Annotated in this window: 18 protein-coding genes; 6 read left to right on the top strand and 12 right to left on the bottom strand. The window is 62.1% G+C overall.

Annotation, left to right across the window (positions count from 1 at the left end):
* Positions 1 to 42: 42 nt before the first annotated feature.
* Entirely contained in the window at positions 43 to 1,386 is a 1,344-nt protein-coding gene (locus C444_RS15000; RefSeq protein WP_004593837.1) for an alkaline phosphatase family protein, read from the top strand.
* A 48-nt stretch (positions 1,387 to 1,434) separates the two neighbouring features.
* Here C444_RS15000 and C444_RS14995 read toward each other — a convergent pair whose 3' ends face one another.
* Positions 1,435 to 2,508 carry a tubulin/FtsZ family protein gene (locus C444_RS14995; protein WP_004593836.1) on the bottom strand — a complete coding sequence of 358 codons (1,074 nt, stop codon included), beginning with the start codon at positions 2,506 to 2,508 and terminating at the stop codon, positions 1,435 to 1,437.
* Between the two features lie 127 nt (positions 2,509 to 2,635).
* On the bottom strand, positions 2,636 to 2,911 hold the full coding sequence (locus C444_RS14990) for a MarR family transcriptional regulator (RefSeq protein ID WP_004593835.1): 276 nt from the start codon (positions 2,909 to 2,911) through the stop codon (positions 2,636 to 2,638).
* Positions 2,912 to 3,053: 142 nt separating this feature from the next.
* On the opposite strand from C444_RS14990, the gene C444_RS14985 reads away from it, so the two are divergent.
* A complete protein-coding gene (locus C444_RS14985; protein ID WP_004593834.1) occupies positions 3,054 to 3,584 on the top strand; it encodes a type II toxin-antitoxin system RatA family toxin in 531 nt (176 codons plus the stop codon).
* A 15-nt stretch (positions 3,585 to 3,599) separates the two neighbouring features.
* Here the strand turns inward: C444_RS14985 and C444_RS14980 are convergent, their stop codons facing one another.
* Complete coding sequence (locus C444_RS14980; RefSeq protein ID WP_004593833.1) at positions 3,600 to 4,265, bottom strand: halocyanin domain-containing protein; 666 nt, start codon at positions 4,263 to 4,265, stop codon at positions 3,600 to 3,602.
* A 126-nt stretch (positions 4,266 to 4,391) separates the two neighbouring features.
* On the opposite strand from C444_RS14980, the gene C444_RS14975 reads away from it, so the two are divergent.
* Positions 4,392 to 5,141 (top strand): hypothetical protein, encoded by a 750-nt coding sequence (locus C444_RS14975; RefSeq protein WP_004593832.1) that lies wholly within the window; start codon positions 4,392 to 4,394, stop codon positions 5,139 to 5,141.
* A gap of 214 nt (positions 5,142 to 5,355) precedes the next feature.
* Here C444_RS14975 and C444_RS14970 read toward each other — a convergent pair whose 3' ends face one another.
* Together C444_RS14970 and C444_RS14965 are read right to left on the bottom strand one after the other, a co-directional pair.
* Entirely contained in the window at positions 5,356 to 5,547 is a 192-nt protein-coding gene (locus tag C444_RS14970; protein WP_004593831.1) for a DUF7333 family protein, read from the bottom strand.
* Between the two features lie 149 nt (positions 5,548 to 5,696).
* Entirely contained in the window at positions 5,697 to 6,446 is a 750-nt protein-coding gene (locus tag C444_RS14965) for a hypothetical protein (RefSeq protein ID WP_049909565.1), read from the bottom strand.
* A gap of 78 nt (positions 6,447 to 6,524) precedes the next feature.
* Here C444_RS14965 and C444_RS14960 point away from each other — a divergent pair, with 78 nt between their 5' ends.
* Positions 6,525 to 6,830, top strand: a complete 306-nt coding sequence (locus tag C444_RS14960; protein WP_004593829.1) for a MazG-like family protein — start codon at positions 6,525 to 6,527, stop codon at positions 6,828 to 6,830.
* Here C444_RS14960 and dnaJ read toward each other — a convergent pair whose 3' ends face one another.
* Complete coding sequence (dnaJ, locus tag C444_RS14955) at positions 6,831 to 7,988, bottom strand: molecular chaperone DnaJ (protein ID WP_004593828.1); 1,158 nt, start codon at positions 7,986 to 7,988, stop codon at positions 6,831 to 6,833.
* 111 nt (positions 7,989 to 8,099) lie between these two features.
* Between dnaJ and C444_RS14950 the strand changes: the two genes are divergently transcribed.
* Positions 8,100 to 8,615 (top strand): hypothetical protein, encoded by a 516-nt coding sequence (locus tag C444_RS14950; RefSeq protein ID WP_004593827.1) that lies wholly within the window; start codon positions 8,100 to 8,102, stop codon positions 8,613 to 8,615.
* A gap of 86 nt (positions 8,616 to 8,701) precedes the next feature.
* Here C444_RS14950 and C444_RS14945 read toward each other — a convergent pair whose 3' ends face one another.
* Positions 8,702 to 9,010: a HalOD1 output domain-containing protein gene (locus C444_RS14945; RefSeq protein ID WP_004593826.1), complete on the bottom strand. Its 309-nt coding sequence runs from the start codon at positions 9,008 to 9,010 to the stop codon at positions 8,702 to 8,704.
* Positions 9,011 to 9,625: 615 nt separating this feature from the next.
* On the opposite strand from C444_RS14945, the gene C444_RS14940 reads away from it, so the two are divergent.
* Positions 9,626 to 10,435, top strand: a complete 810-nt coding sequence (locus C444_RS14940; protein WP_049909547.1) for a TrmB family transcriptional regulator — start codon at positions 9,626 to 9,628, stop codon at positions 10,433 to 10,435.
* A 36-nt stretch (positions 10,436 to 10,471) separates the two neighbouring features.
* Here the strand turns inward: C444_RS14940 and C444_RS14935 are convergent, their stop codons facing one another.
* From C444_RS14935 to C444_RS14915, 5 genes are all read right to left on the bottom strand, one after another.
* Complete coding sequence (locus C444_RS14935; protein ID WP_004593824.1) at positions 10,472 to 10,786, bottom strand: DUF7344 domain-containing protein; 315 nt, start codon at positions 10,784 to 10,786, stop codon at positions 10,472 to 10,474.
* Positions 10,787 to 11,309: 523 nt separating this feature from the next.
* The gene (gene dnaK, locus C444_RS14930; RefSeq protein ID WP_004593823.1) at positions 11,310 to 13,220 is read right to left on the bottom strand and encodes a molecular chaperone DnaK; all 1,911 of its coding nucleotides are present in this window, start codon (positions 13,218 to 13,220) and stop codon (positions 11,310 to 11,312) included.
* 165 nt (positions 13,221 to 13,385) lie between these two features.
* Complete coding sequence (locus C444_RS14925; protein ID WP_004593822.1) at positions 13,386 to 14,072, bottom strand: nucleotide exchange factor GrpE; 687 nt, start codon at positions 14,070 to 14,072, stop codon at positions 13,386 to 13,388.
* Positions 14,073 to 14,147: 75 nt separating this feature from the next.
* On the bottom strand, positions 14,148 to 14,339 hold the full coding sequence (locus C444_RS14920) for a DUF1328 family protein (RefSeq protein WP_004593821.1): 192 nt from the start codon (positions 14,337 to 14,339) through the stop codon (positions 14,148 to 14,150).
* A gap of 44 nt (positions 14,340 to 14,383) precedes the next feature.
* Positions 14,384 to 15,004 carry a hypothetical protein gene (locus C444_RS14915; RefSeq protein WP_004593820.1) on the bottom strand — a complete coding sequence of 207 codons (621 nt, stop codon included), beginning with the start codon at positions 15,002 to 15,004 and terminating at the stop codon, positions 14,384 to 14,386.
* Positions 15,005 to 15,015 lie beyond the last annotated feature (11 nt).

Here is a 15,015-nt window from a genome sequence, read left to right as displayed (position 1 = left end):
CCGAAAAGAAGTTTCTTGTTCCTGACCTGACTAACGGGTCATATGGGATTATTCGACCGATTGAAGGGCGACGACGCACCGCGTGTTGCCTTCTTCGGCATTGACGGCGTACCGTTCAGTCTCATCGAGGAACACCCTGACGTGTTTCCGAACCTCACGGAGATGGCGTCGGACGGAAGCGCCGGCCCCATCGACAGCATTGTCCCGCCCGAGTCTAGCGCCTGCTGGCCGGCGCTGACGACCGGTGTTAACCCTGGACAAACCGGCGTCTACGGCTTCCAAGACCGCGAGGTCGGTTCGTACGATACGTACGTCCCGATGGGGCGTGACGTGCAGGCGACGCGCCTCTGGGACCGCGTCACCGACGATGGCCGCAATGCCACGGTGCTCAACGTACCGGTCACTTTCCCGCCACAGCGGAACGTCCAGCGGATGGTATCTGGCTTCCTCTCACCGGGCGTGGACAAGGCCGCCTATCCGGACGAACTTCGGGACCAGCTTCAGGACAGCGACTACCGGATCGACGTCAACGCCAAACTCGGCCACGACGACGACAAGAGCGACTTCGTCGAAGACGCCCACAAGACGCTCGAAAAACGCTATGAGGCGTTCAAACACTACGTCGAACAGGACGACTGGGACCTGTTTTTCGGCGTGTTCATGACCACAGACCGGGTCAACCACTTCCTGTTCAAAGATTACGAGCGTGACGGGGAGAACCAGGAGGCGTTCTTCGAGTTCTACAAGCAGGTCGACGCCTATCTCGGCGACCTGCGAGACCGACTGCCCGACGACGTGACGATGGTCGTCGCCTCGGACCACGGCTTCACTTCCCTCGACTACGAGGTCCACTTCAACGAGTGGCTCCAGCAGGAGGGATGGCTCGACTACGCGACCGACGACCACTCCGAACTCGGCGATATCAGCGAGGACACGAAGGCCTACTCGCTTATCCCCGGACGGTTCTACATCAACTTAGAGGGCCGGGAGCCGAACGGCAGCGTTCCCGAAGCCGAGTACGAGTCCGTCCGTGCGGACCTCAAGGAGAAACTCGAATCGCTGGAAGGCCCGGACGGCAAGAAGGTCGCCGACCGTGTCGTGACCAAGGAAGACGCCTTCCGCGGCGACCACGACGACATCGCGCCGGATCTCACCGTCGTCCCGAACCATGGCTTCGACCTGAAAGCCGGATTCAAGGGCTCCGAGGACGTGTTCGGTGTTGGGCCGCGAAACGGCATGCACAGCTTCGACAACGCGACGCTCCTGGTCGATGACCCGGACGTTCGCATCGAAGATGCCGATCTCTACGACATCGCACCGACCATTCTCGACCTGCTCGACCACGACTTCGACCGCGCGAAGTTCGACGGTAGCAGCCTCGCCTGAGGCTGCCGTCCCAGTCGAGTGGTTTCCGGTATCTGCGCCGAAAACAGTTTAGAACAGTCCGTCCAGCTGGTCGTTCGTGAACTCATCCGGGTCGGTCGTTCCGCCCTGTGAGTTCGCTGCTTCCGTGGCGCGTTCCATGAATTCGTCGACTCGTTCGGACCGTTCGATGCCCGAAAGGACGATCAGCGACGCGACTTTATCCGACCCGAGCGGGAAGTCCCCGCCCCGGACCTCCATACTGCCGGTTTGGTCTTCCACCCAGCGGCGCGCTCGCTCGACGCCTTTCCGCGAGAGGCGTTCGGGGTCACCCGCGACGACGAGGAGGGCGGAGTCGGCCTTGACCGCGTTGGGCAGGCTCATACTCGTGAGGAGGGCTTTCCGGGTGACGCTGGTGATGGTGTTGACGTTCTCGCTGGCGTCCTCGCCGGCCTCGGCGCTGGCGTAGCCGATGGAGGCGATGCCGCCGCCTCTGAGCGTGTTGATGATTTCCGAGGAGTCAACGACGCTCTCCCCGACTCCCTCGACAGCCTCGCCGGAGGCAAACAGCAGGCCGACGCGCTGTGAGATGGCATCGTTGACGCGCTCGAAGCCGGCGGCGACACTGTCGCCGCTACCCCGCCAGGCGTCGTTGTCGACGAGCAGGAGGGAGTCGGCCTCGCGGGCGGCGGTCTTGAGCGACCGACCGGCGTTGGCCTGGTAGAGGCCACCCTCGTCCCGGCCGGGGAGAATACCGAGGACGTACACCGGCTTCTCGTAGATGCGCTTGAGTTCGCGGGCGAGCATCGGTGCGCCGCCGGAGCCGGTGCCGCCGCCCAGTCCGGCGACGACGACGATGGCCTCGGCCTCGGTCGTGATACGGCCGTCGAGCTCGTCGAGCACCTCGGTGGCGTTCTCCTGCATAATCTGGGCCCCGAGTTCGTTGTCACCGCCGACGCCGTGGCCTTTCACGCGGTCCTGCCCGATGAGGGCCGTATCGATATCGAGGTTCTGGAGGTCGGCTCGCGCCGTATTAACGGCGAGGGCACCCCGGACAGCGTCAAACCCCATGTCGTAATCGAACTGGGCGAGCGACTGGGTTACTTTCCCGCCAGCCTGCCCGACACCAATCAGGACGACTTTCATACCAAATGTCTTGTGAGGGTGACTAATCAACGTTGTCCTCACACTGTGAACGGGCGACAAAGAGGGTGGAACTGGCCTTGGTGTGGAATGCAGGGTCCGGCTGCTCGACGTGAAGCGTGCTGGGTGGTTACTCGATCCGGAGCGTATAGATCCGTTTGCGCGCGTCGGCGAAGGAAAACCGGGAGTCGATAACGCCGACATCTTCGAGCCGGGAGAGCGCATACCGGACCGTCCGCGGTGGCAGCAGCGTCTCATCGGCGAGTTGGCTCTGAGTGAGGGTATCGTTGTACTCCAGGACTTTCGCGACGAGTTTCGCGCTCGGCGGGAGATCGCGGACGGCTTCCCATCCGTTGGTTTCGTGCTCGCTGTCGGTATCAGCGGACTGGATATCGGATGCACTCATGGTACTCTCACTATATCCAATACAGAGTGATAATATTTTCTGTTCGTAATTATGTCCAGTAGAAATGTTTCGGCAAAAAGTGCGGTAACGGCCGGGGTTCGATGCCCGAAAGTTTACCTTCGGTACATCCGGTGTCACAGATGTGGACGAAGTCGAGGTCAGCACGGTTGTGTACGTCCCACCCGAAGAGGTCTACGAGTTTCTGCTGGACTTTCCGGGCTACGCACGATATTCCGAATACCTCGACCGCGTGGTACAGGACGGCGATGGCTCACCGGGGACGAACTACGACCTGGTGTTCTCGTGGTGGAAACTCTCTTACACCGCTCGGTCGGAGGTGACTGACGTTTCACCGCCGACGCGCATCGACTGGCGGATCATCAAGGACATCGATGCCGAAGGGTACTGGGCAGTCGAGCCTGACCCGGACGGCGTCCCAGCGGACGTGGAGACAGCGTCACGGGTGCGGTTTCACGTCGCGTTCGACCCCGGATCGGCTTCGGACAATGCCGTCGACCTCCCCCGACTCGTTTCGATGGACTGGGTCATCGAGAAAGTCAAGCCGCTCATCCGCACGGAGGCGACCAAAATCGTCGAACGCGTCGTTGAGGATCTCGAAGGGCAGGAACGGGACGTCGATCTGGAGATTCACGCCGGTCCGGATTCGGTGTAACGCGGCGACGGAGCGTTACTCGGGCGTCTCGTAGTCGCCGCCGTACCGGATGAAGAAGTACGCGAGTCCGAGCGTCGCGACCATCACGAACGAGGTTGCGACGCCGAGCGTTTTCGCGCTGTTTGGCACTTCCGGCGGGCCGGCGCTCTCGCCACCGCCGCCACCAGAGGATTTCGTCGGGTAGTCCGTCCCGACGACGATAGCCCCCTTCATCCCGAGGCCTTCGTGTGGCACGCAGACGTAGGGGTAGATGCCGTCCTCCTCGAAGGTGTGCTCGTAGTTGACGCCGGCACTGGAGGTCGTACTCCCGGAATCCAGCGGCCCGTCGCCGTCCGAGACGACGTTGTGGCCGCCGCCGTTGCCCGTCCACTCCCACTGGACGGTCGCACCGTTGTCGACGTGAATCGCCGGTGGGCCGAAGCCGTAGGGCTGGCCGCCGTTGTCTACGCCGACCTGAACTGTCGCCGTGTCCTGTCCGGTCGCGTCGGTAACCGACCCGTCGAAGTTACCGACGCCATCGAGGAAACCGCCGAGATCCGGCGGGCCGCCGCCTCCGCCGCCGTCGCCGCCCTCGGTCTCCTCCTGTGCGGTCGCGGTGCCTGCTGCGGCCGACGCAGCCGTGGCCCCTGCCGCCGTCCGCAGGAAGCCCCGACGGGACACGTCCGCTCTACCGTCTGTCATACCTGACCGTTTGGGACTCCCCGTCCTGAATATGTCGGTTTCGAATCGGGGGCCCTTCACGGAGCGTTATCACGCAGGCCACAGGTGCCGTGAAGCATTTAACGCCGGTAGAACGAAACCACCGGTATGTCTACCGGAAGCCACGGGGTCGTCGGCGGGGTCCGTATCGACCTCAATAGATTACACGAAACGTGGATGGAACTCGTGTATCCACGTCAGCGAAACGCTAACGACACCGTCCTCGGGACGTGGACACCGGACTCCTCGGTCGGGCTGGCCCTCTATCGCCTCTGGTCGGCCCTCGGGGTCCCAGTCATCGCGCTGGTGTATCCGCTGGTACTGTGTGGCGTCGTCCTGCGCTACCAGACCCGCCGCATCGACGGCACGGCGACTCGCCTGGGCGTTGTCGGTGTCGTTTTACTTTCCGTCCTCGCCTGGGGCGGCTTAGCGGCGCTTGCTCGGTTCGAGCCAGGGAGCATCGACCTCGTATCGGGTGGATTCACCGCCGTTGCTGTCGCCGGCGGGGTTGCGACGCTGTCGGCCGCACTGGCTGTTACGTTCCGGCGGGTCGGTGGCCGTGGGACGACGGTCGCGCTGGCATACCCGTTTGCCATGACAGCCATTTTCCTGCCGCCGGTCGTCGCGGCGCTGTACTCGACGACGGTCGCCTCGGTCGTCATCCCCGCGAGCGACTCGCTGTCCCGGTGGTTCCTCTACGAAGTGCTGGACTCCGTCGGCGTCGCGGAGTTCTTCGTCGAGAACTTCGACCGGGAAGGTATCGCCTACGTCATCATCTGGCTCGGTATCTCCATCCCGCTGGGGTGGGTGCTCGGCCTGCTAGTGACGCTTGCGGACTTCGTCCGCCCAACCGAGTGACCGCAAAGCCAACGTTTCGACGACTCCGGTTCCGGTGTTGAGTCCGACGGGAGATCCACCGAATACAGTCAAATTTTGTCGGTTGACAGAAACCCCTCTTACACAGACCCAAACCAGCCAATACACAGCCCTACCGGTAACTGGCCGGAGTTGGAATCGGAGTAACTCGGGGTTCTGGTGACTCGCCTTCGTGGACCGTGTCCGAGATAGATCGTTACGGACTGGCGCGGAACTCGCCGTGCTTCATCCCAAAAAAGAACGCGATGACCGAGAAGACGATCATCGAGGGTAGCACCATCATGAACACTGTCGAGCGACCCATCACACCCATAGACATGAATGCCACCGTCGCGACGGCGACAATTACAACGAGTGGGGCTACCGCGGTCTTAAAGTCAAAATCCATACTTTTCCTTGTAGCCGGACAGATAAATTCTTTAAGAAAGCAACAGCGTCCATCAGCTGACTGACCAGCGATTCCGCTTTGCATCCGCACCAACACGGCGAGTACCGCGTGCCCGCTGCACACACTGATGACGGATGTCTGCCCGGTCGCTACGACGGCGTCGCGTCGTCCGGATGAACAACGGTTTCCTCGGGCGCATCCTCATCTGCAACAGCGATATCCGCAGCCTCGTCGCCGCCGAACACAACTGTCGCACCAGTCCGCATCGGTGCGAGCAGGCCGGCGACGACCGCGCCCGCAGTTGTCATCGGTGCCCGGAGCGCGACGGTCGTCCCCGAATCGATATCGTAGTCGGCGACGACGCGGCCGCTTTCGGCCATGAGTTCACCGTGCGTGTACGTCCTGTCGGCCGCCAGCACGTCATCCTCGGCCGCTACCTCACCCGGCGGCTGGAGCGGGTTCTCGCTCCACAGTTCCCGCTCGAACTGGGCGATGGTAGGGTCATCGACCGGGCCGCCGTAGGCCAGCCCCTTCGTCCCCGGCCCCTGCGTGTAGCGGTCGAGCCACGCTGCCGGCGCGACGAGTGCCGTCGCATCGACCGCTTTCGGTGGGTCCATATCCACGACCGCGCCGTCAAGCGCCGCCGCGAGGAAGGCAAGCAGTGCGTCCGGCGCGTCCCGGAGGTAGCCCGGTCGGTCCTCGTCGGTCGGCTCTTTGGGACCGACGACGACGGCGACCCGCGTTCCGTGTCGGACGCCGTAATGTCGCAGCAGATTCCCGCCTTTCCAGGCGTTCGTGGCGAAATCGGAGTAACTGTACGGCGTCGACCGCTCCGGCGAACGAAAGAGAACGCCGTCACGGTCGCGGGCCTGGGCGACAAGGTCACCGAGTACCTGCATACGCCGTCGTTCGGCCCCACCGATGAAAAACAGCGCGGCCACAAAGCCGATGTAGGTGGCCTCCTCCACGCCCTAGAAATGAAAAGACAACAACAAGTCGCCGACGTGCTCGGCCACAGCGACATCGACACGCCACCCGCATACCGACTGCTCGATGTGGTGACTGAACTGGGCGACATTGCGGCCGAAATCAACGAGACGACCGGCTACGGCACCGATTCGGCGGCACTGTCGATACGGGAGGAGGAACTCGGCGACGCCCTGTTTGCGCTGCTCGCACTGTGTGAACGACTCGACGTCGACGCTGATGCCGCGCTCGCAACGGCGCTTGCAAAATACGAGGGGCAGTCCGGGTCAAACGGGACGCCGGCGAGCGGCGACTGACTACAGCGAGTTCTTCAGTTTCTCGAAGAAGCCTTCCTCGACGTCGACTTCCTCGCCGCCGGCCTCCGCGAACTGCTCGAGGGCCTCTTTCTGCTCGGCGTTGAGGCTGTCGGGCGTGACGACCTGTACCTGGACGTACAGATCACCCTTGCCGCGTCGGCGGAGTCGTGGCATTCCCTTGCCCTCTAGCCGGAACACCTCACCGCTCTGGGTACCGCTTGGCACATCGACCTCCACCTCGCCGTCCAGCGTCGGGACGGTGATGGTGTCGCCGAAGACGGCCTGCGGGAACGAGATGGCCTGCTGGTGTTGCAGGTCGTCGCCGTCGCGCTCGAAGTCCGGGTGGTCACGGACGCTCACCTCGATGAGCAGATCGCCGTTCGGGCCGCCGTGCTCCCCTGGCGCACCCTCGCGCTCCATCCGGAGTGTCTGCCCGTTGGCGATACCGGCCGGAATCTCGACTTCGAGGCTCGCGTCGTTCTGAACGACGCCGTTGCCCCGGCAGGTCGAACACGTCTCGTCGTACAGCGTCCCCTCGCCGTCACACCGGCGACAGGTCGTCGTCTGCTGAACTCGTCCCATCGGCGTCTGCTGGACCTGCGTCGTCTGACCCTGGCCGTTACACTCCGGGCAGGTCTCCGAGTCGGCCCCCGGCGGATGCCCGGCCCCGTCACAGTCGTCACACGCCTCGGGCCGGGTGACGTTCAGTTGCTTCGTCGCGCCGTTGTAGGCCTCTTCGAGGTCGACCTCCAGTCGCGTCTGGAGGTCCTGGCCCTGTCGCCGTCGGCTGCCGCCGCGCCCGCCGCGGCCACCGCCGCCGAAGAACTGGTCGAAGATGTCTTGCATATCGAACCCGCCAGCGCCGCCGCCGAAGGGGTCCCCGCCCATGCCGCCGCGGCCGCCACGCCCACCGCCAGCGCCGCCGCGCTTCTCCGCCTGCTCGAAGCGCTCGTGGCCCATCTGATCGTACATCTGGCGTTTCTCCTCGTCGGTGAGGACCTCTTTGGCCTTCTTGGCCTGCTTGAACTTCTCTTCGGCGTCGGGGTCGTCGCTCACGTCCGGGTGGTATTCCCGGGCTTTCTCCCGATAGGCCTCCTTGATCTCGTCTTCGGAGGCGTCCCGAGAGACACCCAGTATCTCGTAGAAATCCTGACTCATTCGTTGTACAAGGCTTAGACGATTGAGCTACTTCAAAAGAACGGCTTGCCGACTAATCGTGTTCGACCCGTACCGGGGCGCTTATTTTCGTCCCGAGAGAGCCCTCCAGCAATGAGTCCCGAGTCGTCGCGCGGTCGAGGTCTTGTCACGGTCGAGCGAGTCGCAGTCTGGGGGCTCGCGGCGCTGGCCGTCGCCGGGCTGGTCGCACTCGTCGTCGGTCCGGGCGCTGACCTGCGGACGGCGTCGCCGTCGGTCGCTATCGACGGCCAGTTCGATGCCGAGACGGGGGCGGTGACGCTCACCCACGCAGGCGGGGACCGGCTCACGGACACCAGTACGCGCGCGCTGGAGCTCGTCGTCACCGACGCGGACCGGAACCGCTCGACCACGCTGACGTGGGCCGAATCGGACCAGCTGCCAGTCGGCTCCGGCGATACGGTCGTCGTTGACGACCCGCGCGTGGACTCGGACGGTGACGGTAACTATCTTGATGGCGATGGCTCTGTCGGCTTCTACCTCGACAGCGGCGACACCGTCGCGGTTCGCTGGACTGGCCGGCCACTCGGTGCGCCGGACGAGCGGACAACGACGCTCGACACAGTAACGCTCGGGAACGGGACTGGCTGACTGTTTCCTCTTACAGGTGGGTCCGCTAGAGCCTCTTCGGGAAACGTCTCCACCCGTTGGCGGCGGGACTCCTGTTCCGTGTGCAGTCACAAATGAACGGAGCCAGTGCGGACATACACGTCACCGGTTCCGGTTACGGTCACTGCGTATTCGCCCAGTTGAAACGAGAGCGATACGGCACTGTCTGGCCCTGACGAATGGCCAAATAGTTGATCGAGCGCGTCCGGATCGAGCGTTTCAATGAGGGGCGATAGTTCTATGGCCTCTTGCTCAGCCGCAATCGCGACCGTTTGTACGACCGCCACTGACGGTGAGACCGCGCTCCAGTCGAACTCCGCGTGGAGCGTGTCCGGGCTGTCAGGTGTTCGGTCGGGCCGCCTGTCGGACCCACTCATTATTAGAAATATGTTGATCAATCATATTAATTCTACTGTCAATTCATCAGTCGGAATTGTGATGTATAAAACAACTATCTGATTATCGAGTAAACAGCGGTACTGAGTTTTCAACGCCGGATGCCAACAGTCATTAATGACCAAAATCTGACATACTAGCTATCTGCTAAGCTTGTATTTTAATGTAGACCGTTCCCGAGACGTACCGCTGCAGACGGTGAAACAATTACCGTGGTGTATCTGGGACAATTGTTACGGTGGACTCTCATTCTGGACGTACTGTTAGAGGGCAGCGTGTCCCGTTTTCGTGAAAGTGGCACGCAGCAGATGTGGTTGGGACACATAGGTCGCTACGTGCCAATAACCTCTACTCCGGACCGATGTATAACAGTTGTGTGATTAACTGAGTAAACAATGTCATGGCACCGAAACAACCGACACGCAGATGAGCACTTGCGATAGCTGGCGTCCGGATCGCCACAATACGCTCCGGAACCGTACTGAAAAGCGCTAATTCGGACGAGAGCCGATACTGTGGTAGTAACAACGTCTTTTACCTGTGAGCATCATCTTCCTACATATCCTCGGCTTCCACCGAGATGAAGGTTGGGACACATGACATCTGATGCAACACACGAAGAGGCGGTAAGTTTACTCCAAGAGTTGGGTCTGAAAGAGTACGAGGCGAAGTGTTTTGTGGGACTTTCTCGGATGTCCAGCGGCACGGCCAAAGGATTGAGCGAGGTAACTGAAGTCCCGAGAACGCGTGTCTACGATGCCGTCCGGATTCTCGAAGCGAAGGGGCTGGTCGAAGTCCAGCATTCGAGTCCCCAGCAGTTCCGAGCCGTCCCACTCTCCGAGGCCACCGAAACACTCCGCGATCAGTACGAAGAGCGCGTCGAGCGCCTCCAGTCCGCACTGCGTGAGATGGGACGCATCGAGTCGGATGACGACGAGGCCGAGCTACAGGAGGTCTGGTCGCTCTCCGGGTCCGATGCTATCGAGAACCGCGCCGCGGCGATCAGCGAGGACGCGACCGATGAAGTGGTCCTCGTCATAGGTTCCGAAGCGATCCTCACCGACCCGCTGATTGCACAACTCAATTCGCTTGACGCGAACACCGACCTCATCGTCGGGACTGGATCCGCCTCGATACGGGACCGCGTGGAACAGGAAATCCCCCGTGCCACCGCGTTCCTGTCGGCACTGGACTGGCTCCACAGTGAAATGACACCGGAGGAGGACGCTGCCGTCGGACGACTCCTCCTTGTCGACAGGTCGACAATGCTCGTTAGCTCAATCGACCCACAGACTGGCGATGAACAGGCCATCTTCGCGACCGGACTCAGGAACGGACTCATCGTCATCGCGCGCCGCCTCCTCTCGCAGGGCGTCGTGGAAATGACGCCACTCGAACGGGACTAGCGAACAACAGGGTTGGATTTTTGCCCACCCTATCTCTCACTCGTCGTAGTTCTCGGAAAGAAACGCAAGGAGCGGTCGGACCTGCTCGTACTCCGGGCCACGTGTTACCCGGTGGGTTTCCCGGTCCCATTCGATGAGCCCCATCTCCGCTAACTTCGGGAGATGGCGGTGATAGAGGTCCGCCGGGATTGCCGGCTCTCCCACTGGTGTCCGACCGCCGTCGAACTCCGAGATGGACGGCTGCCATCGCTCCGTGTCACGTATCGCTAAGAGTATCTGCCGACGATCCTTGTGTCGCGCCGCGTCGAGATGGCTGCTCAGCTGCTGCGCCTGAGTCTTCTGGTTGCTCACTGTGCAGCCGTACGCTCGACAATCCGATATATATACACTATTTTCATTAATTTGTACTGTTTTGATTATCAGGGTCACCACCGCTAGGCTAACCCTACTAATGCTCCGATTGCTGGGCTACAAACATCGATGCAGTGATGTACCCACTTACGATGATCATTGACTCAAAATGATGGAATCCAGTTATGTATTGGAGAGATACCCGTTCTGACTCAAGTCACTCGTTTCACGACGTTGCTACTACTCAGCACACTCGTGGACCCTGTCTCAGTACTTTCGTCCGTTCAGAAAATACGCGCCGATTGCTGTTAAACGTCCGTCAGATCACATCTGCTGGGCTGATGAAAACGACTTATTCGTCGTCGTCTTCGTCGAACTGAAAAATCTCGCTTCGCTCGCTTTTTCAGACACCGATAGACTCACTACGTTCGTCTATCGAGCCGACGACTCGGACTCGGCATTTCAGTCCTCGTCCTCATCGTCGACGTCGTCAGACTATGTCTGACGGGCTGATGAAAACGACTTATTCCTCGTCGTTTTCATCAACGTCTTCGAAGTCGGCGTCGACGTACTCCTCGCCCTGCTCGGCCGCGCCGCCCGCTGCACCGCCCGGACCGGCAGCACCGCCGGGGCCGGCCCCGGCTGCGCCGCCCGGACCCGCGCCCGCTGCGCCGCCGGCGGCCTGCTGGGCTTGGTCCTGGTACATCTGCTTGCCGATCTCCTGCAGTTCCTCGCTCAGGGTTTCGGTGACCTCCTCGTAGTCTTCCTTCGTGGCGTCCTCGTCTTCGAGGACTTCCTCGACGTCCTCGATCTTCGCCTCGATGTCGGACTGGAGGTCGTCGTCGATCTCCTCCTCGTTCTCGTCGAGGAGCGTCTCGGCACGGCGGATGGACGCCTCGGCCTCGTTGCGCGCTTCGATGCGCTCGCGGCGCTGCTCGTCCTCTTCGGCGTGCTGTTCGGCCTCCTGTTGCATCTCATCGATCTGCTCGTCGGAGAGGCCGGCACCACCCTCGATGGTGATATCTTCCTTGTTGCCCGAGCCCTTGTCCTCGGCTTCGACGTTGACGATGCCGTTCTCGTCGATGTTGAACGACACTTCAATCTGGGGCGTGCCCGCGGGTGCCGGCGGGATGCCGGAGAGCGCGAACGCGCCGAGCAGTTCGTTCTCCTCAGCGATTTCACGCTCGCCCTGGAAGACGCGGATCTGGACCTGCGTCTGGTTGTCCTGAGCGGTCGTGAAGATCTTCGATTCCTCGGTCGGGATGGTCGTGTTCTTGTCGATGAGCCGCTCGAACAGACCACCCTTGACCTCGACACCCAGTGATAGCGGTGTCACGTCGAGCAGGACGATGTCGTCCACGTCGCCGCTCAGGACACCGGCCTGGATGGCCGCGCCCAGCGCGACGGCCTCGTCGGGGTTGACGTTCTTCTTCGGCTCCTGCCCGGTCATCTCCTCGACCTGGTCCTGCACCTGGGGCATCCGCGTCGAGCCGCCGACGAGGATGACCTCGTCGATGTCGCTCTTGGTGTAGTCTGCGTCGGCGAGCGCCTGCTCCGTCGGGCCGACGGTGCGCTCGATGAGGTCCTCTGTGAGGGACTCGAACTTCGCACGCGTGATCTTCTGTTCGAGGTCCAGCGGACCGTCGTCCGTCGTCGCGATGAACGGGAGGTTGATGCGGGTCTCCTTACGTGAGGAAAGCTCGATCTTGGCTTCCTCGGCGGCCTCGGTCAGGCGCTGGAGAGCCTGCCGGTCGTCGCGGAGGTCGATGCCGTGTTCGGCCTCGAACTCGTCGGCGAGGTAATCGATGATGGCGTGGTCCCAGTCGTCGCCACCGAGGTCGTTGTCCCCGTTGGTCGCGACGACCTCGTAGACGCCGCCACCGAGATCGAGGATGGAGACGTCGAAGGTCCCGCCCCCGAGGTCGTACACGAGGACGGTCTGGTCGGACTCGTCGTCCAGCCCGTAGGCCATCGCGGCCGCGGTCGGCTCGTTGACGATGCGCTCGACCTCGAAGCCGGCGATCTCGCCGGCGTCTTTCGTCGCCTGGCGCTGTCGGTCGTTGAAGTACGCCGGAACGGTGATGACCGCCTTCTCGATCTCGTCGCCGAGGTACTCCTCGGCGTCGTGTTTGATCTTCTGGAGGATCATCGCCGAGACCTGCTCCGGCGTGTACTCCTCCCCGTCCAGCTCGACCGTGTAGTCGTCTTCGCCCATGTGGCGCTTGATCGACTGGATGGTCTCGTCGGGGTTCTTTATCGCCTGATTCTTCGCCGGTTTCCCGACGAGTCGCTCGCCGTCGTCGAACGCGACGACGGACGGTGTTGTCCGCTCGCCTTCGCCGTTGACAATGATTTCAGGGTCGCCACCTTCCATGACCGCGAACGCGCTGTTCGTGGTCCCAAGGTCGATACCCAGAATCTTGTTGCTCGCCATCTTACCCGCTCATAGCGGATTCGGCCGGTTAAAAGTTGCTAGATGTGCTGATGGGAAAAACGGACAAAGGGGCCTCCTCCGGGCGGTTTTATACTCGGCGGCCTTCTCTGACCGGTGATTATTTAATGTACCGCAACACGACCGCTATACCACCGAGGTCGCCTGCTACTCCTCGCTCTCGCTGACGGTCACCTGTGCCTCGCGCAGTACCTTGTCGGCCATCTCGTAGCCCGGCCGGTGGACATCGGCGATTGCCCCGTCCGGCTGGTCGCTGTCGACGCGGGCGAGCACCTGATGCTGCGTCGGATCGACATCTCCGCCGGGGGCGGGATCGATAACCTCGACGTTCTCAGCGTCGAGCACGTCGTCTAACTGGCGAAGCGTGGACTCGACGCCACCTCTGATATCGGTGTCCTCGTCCTGTTCGAGCGCACGCTCCAAATTGTCCCGAACGTCGAGCAGGCGCGTCACGAGGTCCTCGGTGGCGCGCTTTTGTTCCTGCTCGCGGCGCTTGTCCATCCGCTTCTTGTAGTTCTGGAACTCCGCTTGCTTGCGCTTGAGCTTCTCCTCTAGCTCCTCGATGGTTTCGTCCTGCTGTTCGATCTGCGATTCGAGGCTGTCGGCTCGTGTCCGCAACGCGGCGAGCTCCTGGGCGATGTCTTCAGGGTCCGACTCGGCGACCCGGTCGATCAGGTCGTCGTCGACATCGAACTCACCAAGGTCGACCTCGTCCGCATCGACATCTTCGGGCGCGCCCTCGATATCAGCGTCAACGTCGCCGTCCGCTTGCGCCTCGCTTGCGGTCGACTCCTCCGTCGCGGCCGTGTCGTCGGCTGCGTCCTGCTCGGTCATACCCGATAGAAGTCGTCACGTGGATAAAAGGATTCAGAAACGGCGTGGCGGTGACACTACCCACCGAAGTCGGCGTTACAGGAGGAAGCTAACGACCATCAGGACGAGGAAGACGACGACGAGTATCTTCGCGATTCGCATACTGAGCCCCGCGACACCGCTCAATCCGGCCAGCCCGGCGACGACGGCGAGGACGAGAAACAACAGCGCCAGTTCGAGGAACCCACCGCCGGCCTGGAGTGGGACCGCAGCTAGTAGGTGGTTCATGACGTTGTGTACCACCCCGCCCCGGTTTATTATACACTCCCTAATCAGGGACCGACGGCGAACGCGTCCGGGTCGTACTGGAACCGCGTCCGGTAGGCCTCCCACTCGCTGAGTTCTTCCAGACGGTACCTGCCGAACGACGGGTTCCGAATCAGCTCCAGTTCAGCGAGCCGTTCCTGAACCGGGTCGAAAAGGGTTGCCCAGTCGAGGTCTTGGAGCGACTCGTCCGGTCCCGCCTCATTCGGGGTGAACGTCAGTCCGTCGTCGGTTCGCTCGATAGTCCCGTACTGGTACCGGCTCCAGACGGTGTACTCCCCAAATGGGACGGTTTCAGTGGGTGGCGGTGGTCGGCGGTACTGCGCTTGAAACCGCTGGTGTGTCTCGTCACCACCCCACAGCACGCCACGGGTGAGGAGCTTGATTCGGCCCTCGGCGTCTACGCCGCTGTTGTAGACGACTCGGGCGTGTTCGTACTCACTGGACCGGAACTGTTCGGCGACGTCGTCGGTGTGGTGGACGTCTATCTCGTGTTGATACGGCAGCGGCGTCTGGCAGGCGCGCTCGAGTACCGGGACCGTCTCTGTGCCCCGGCGCAGGCCGTCGTACGGCCCCGTTCCACGCCACTGCGCCGGGTCGGCCTCGTCAGGGTCGACCCATCGGTCCATGCTAACAATAT

Origin of the sequence: Haloarcula japonica DSM 6131 (genome assembly GCF_000336635.1) — an archaeon.
GTDB classification, from domain to species: Archaea; Halobacteriota; Halobacteria; order Halobacteriales; family Haloarculaceae; genus Haloarcula; species Haloarcula japonica.
Note: the sequence above shows the minus strand (reverse complement) of the source record. Positions and strands in the feature narration are given on the sequence as shown.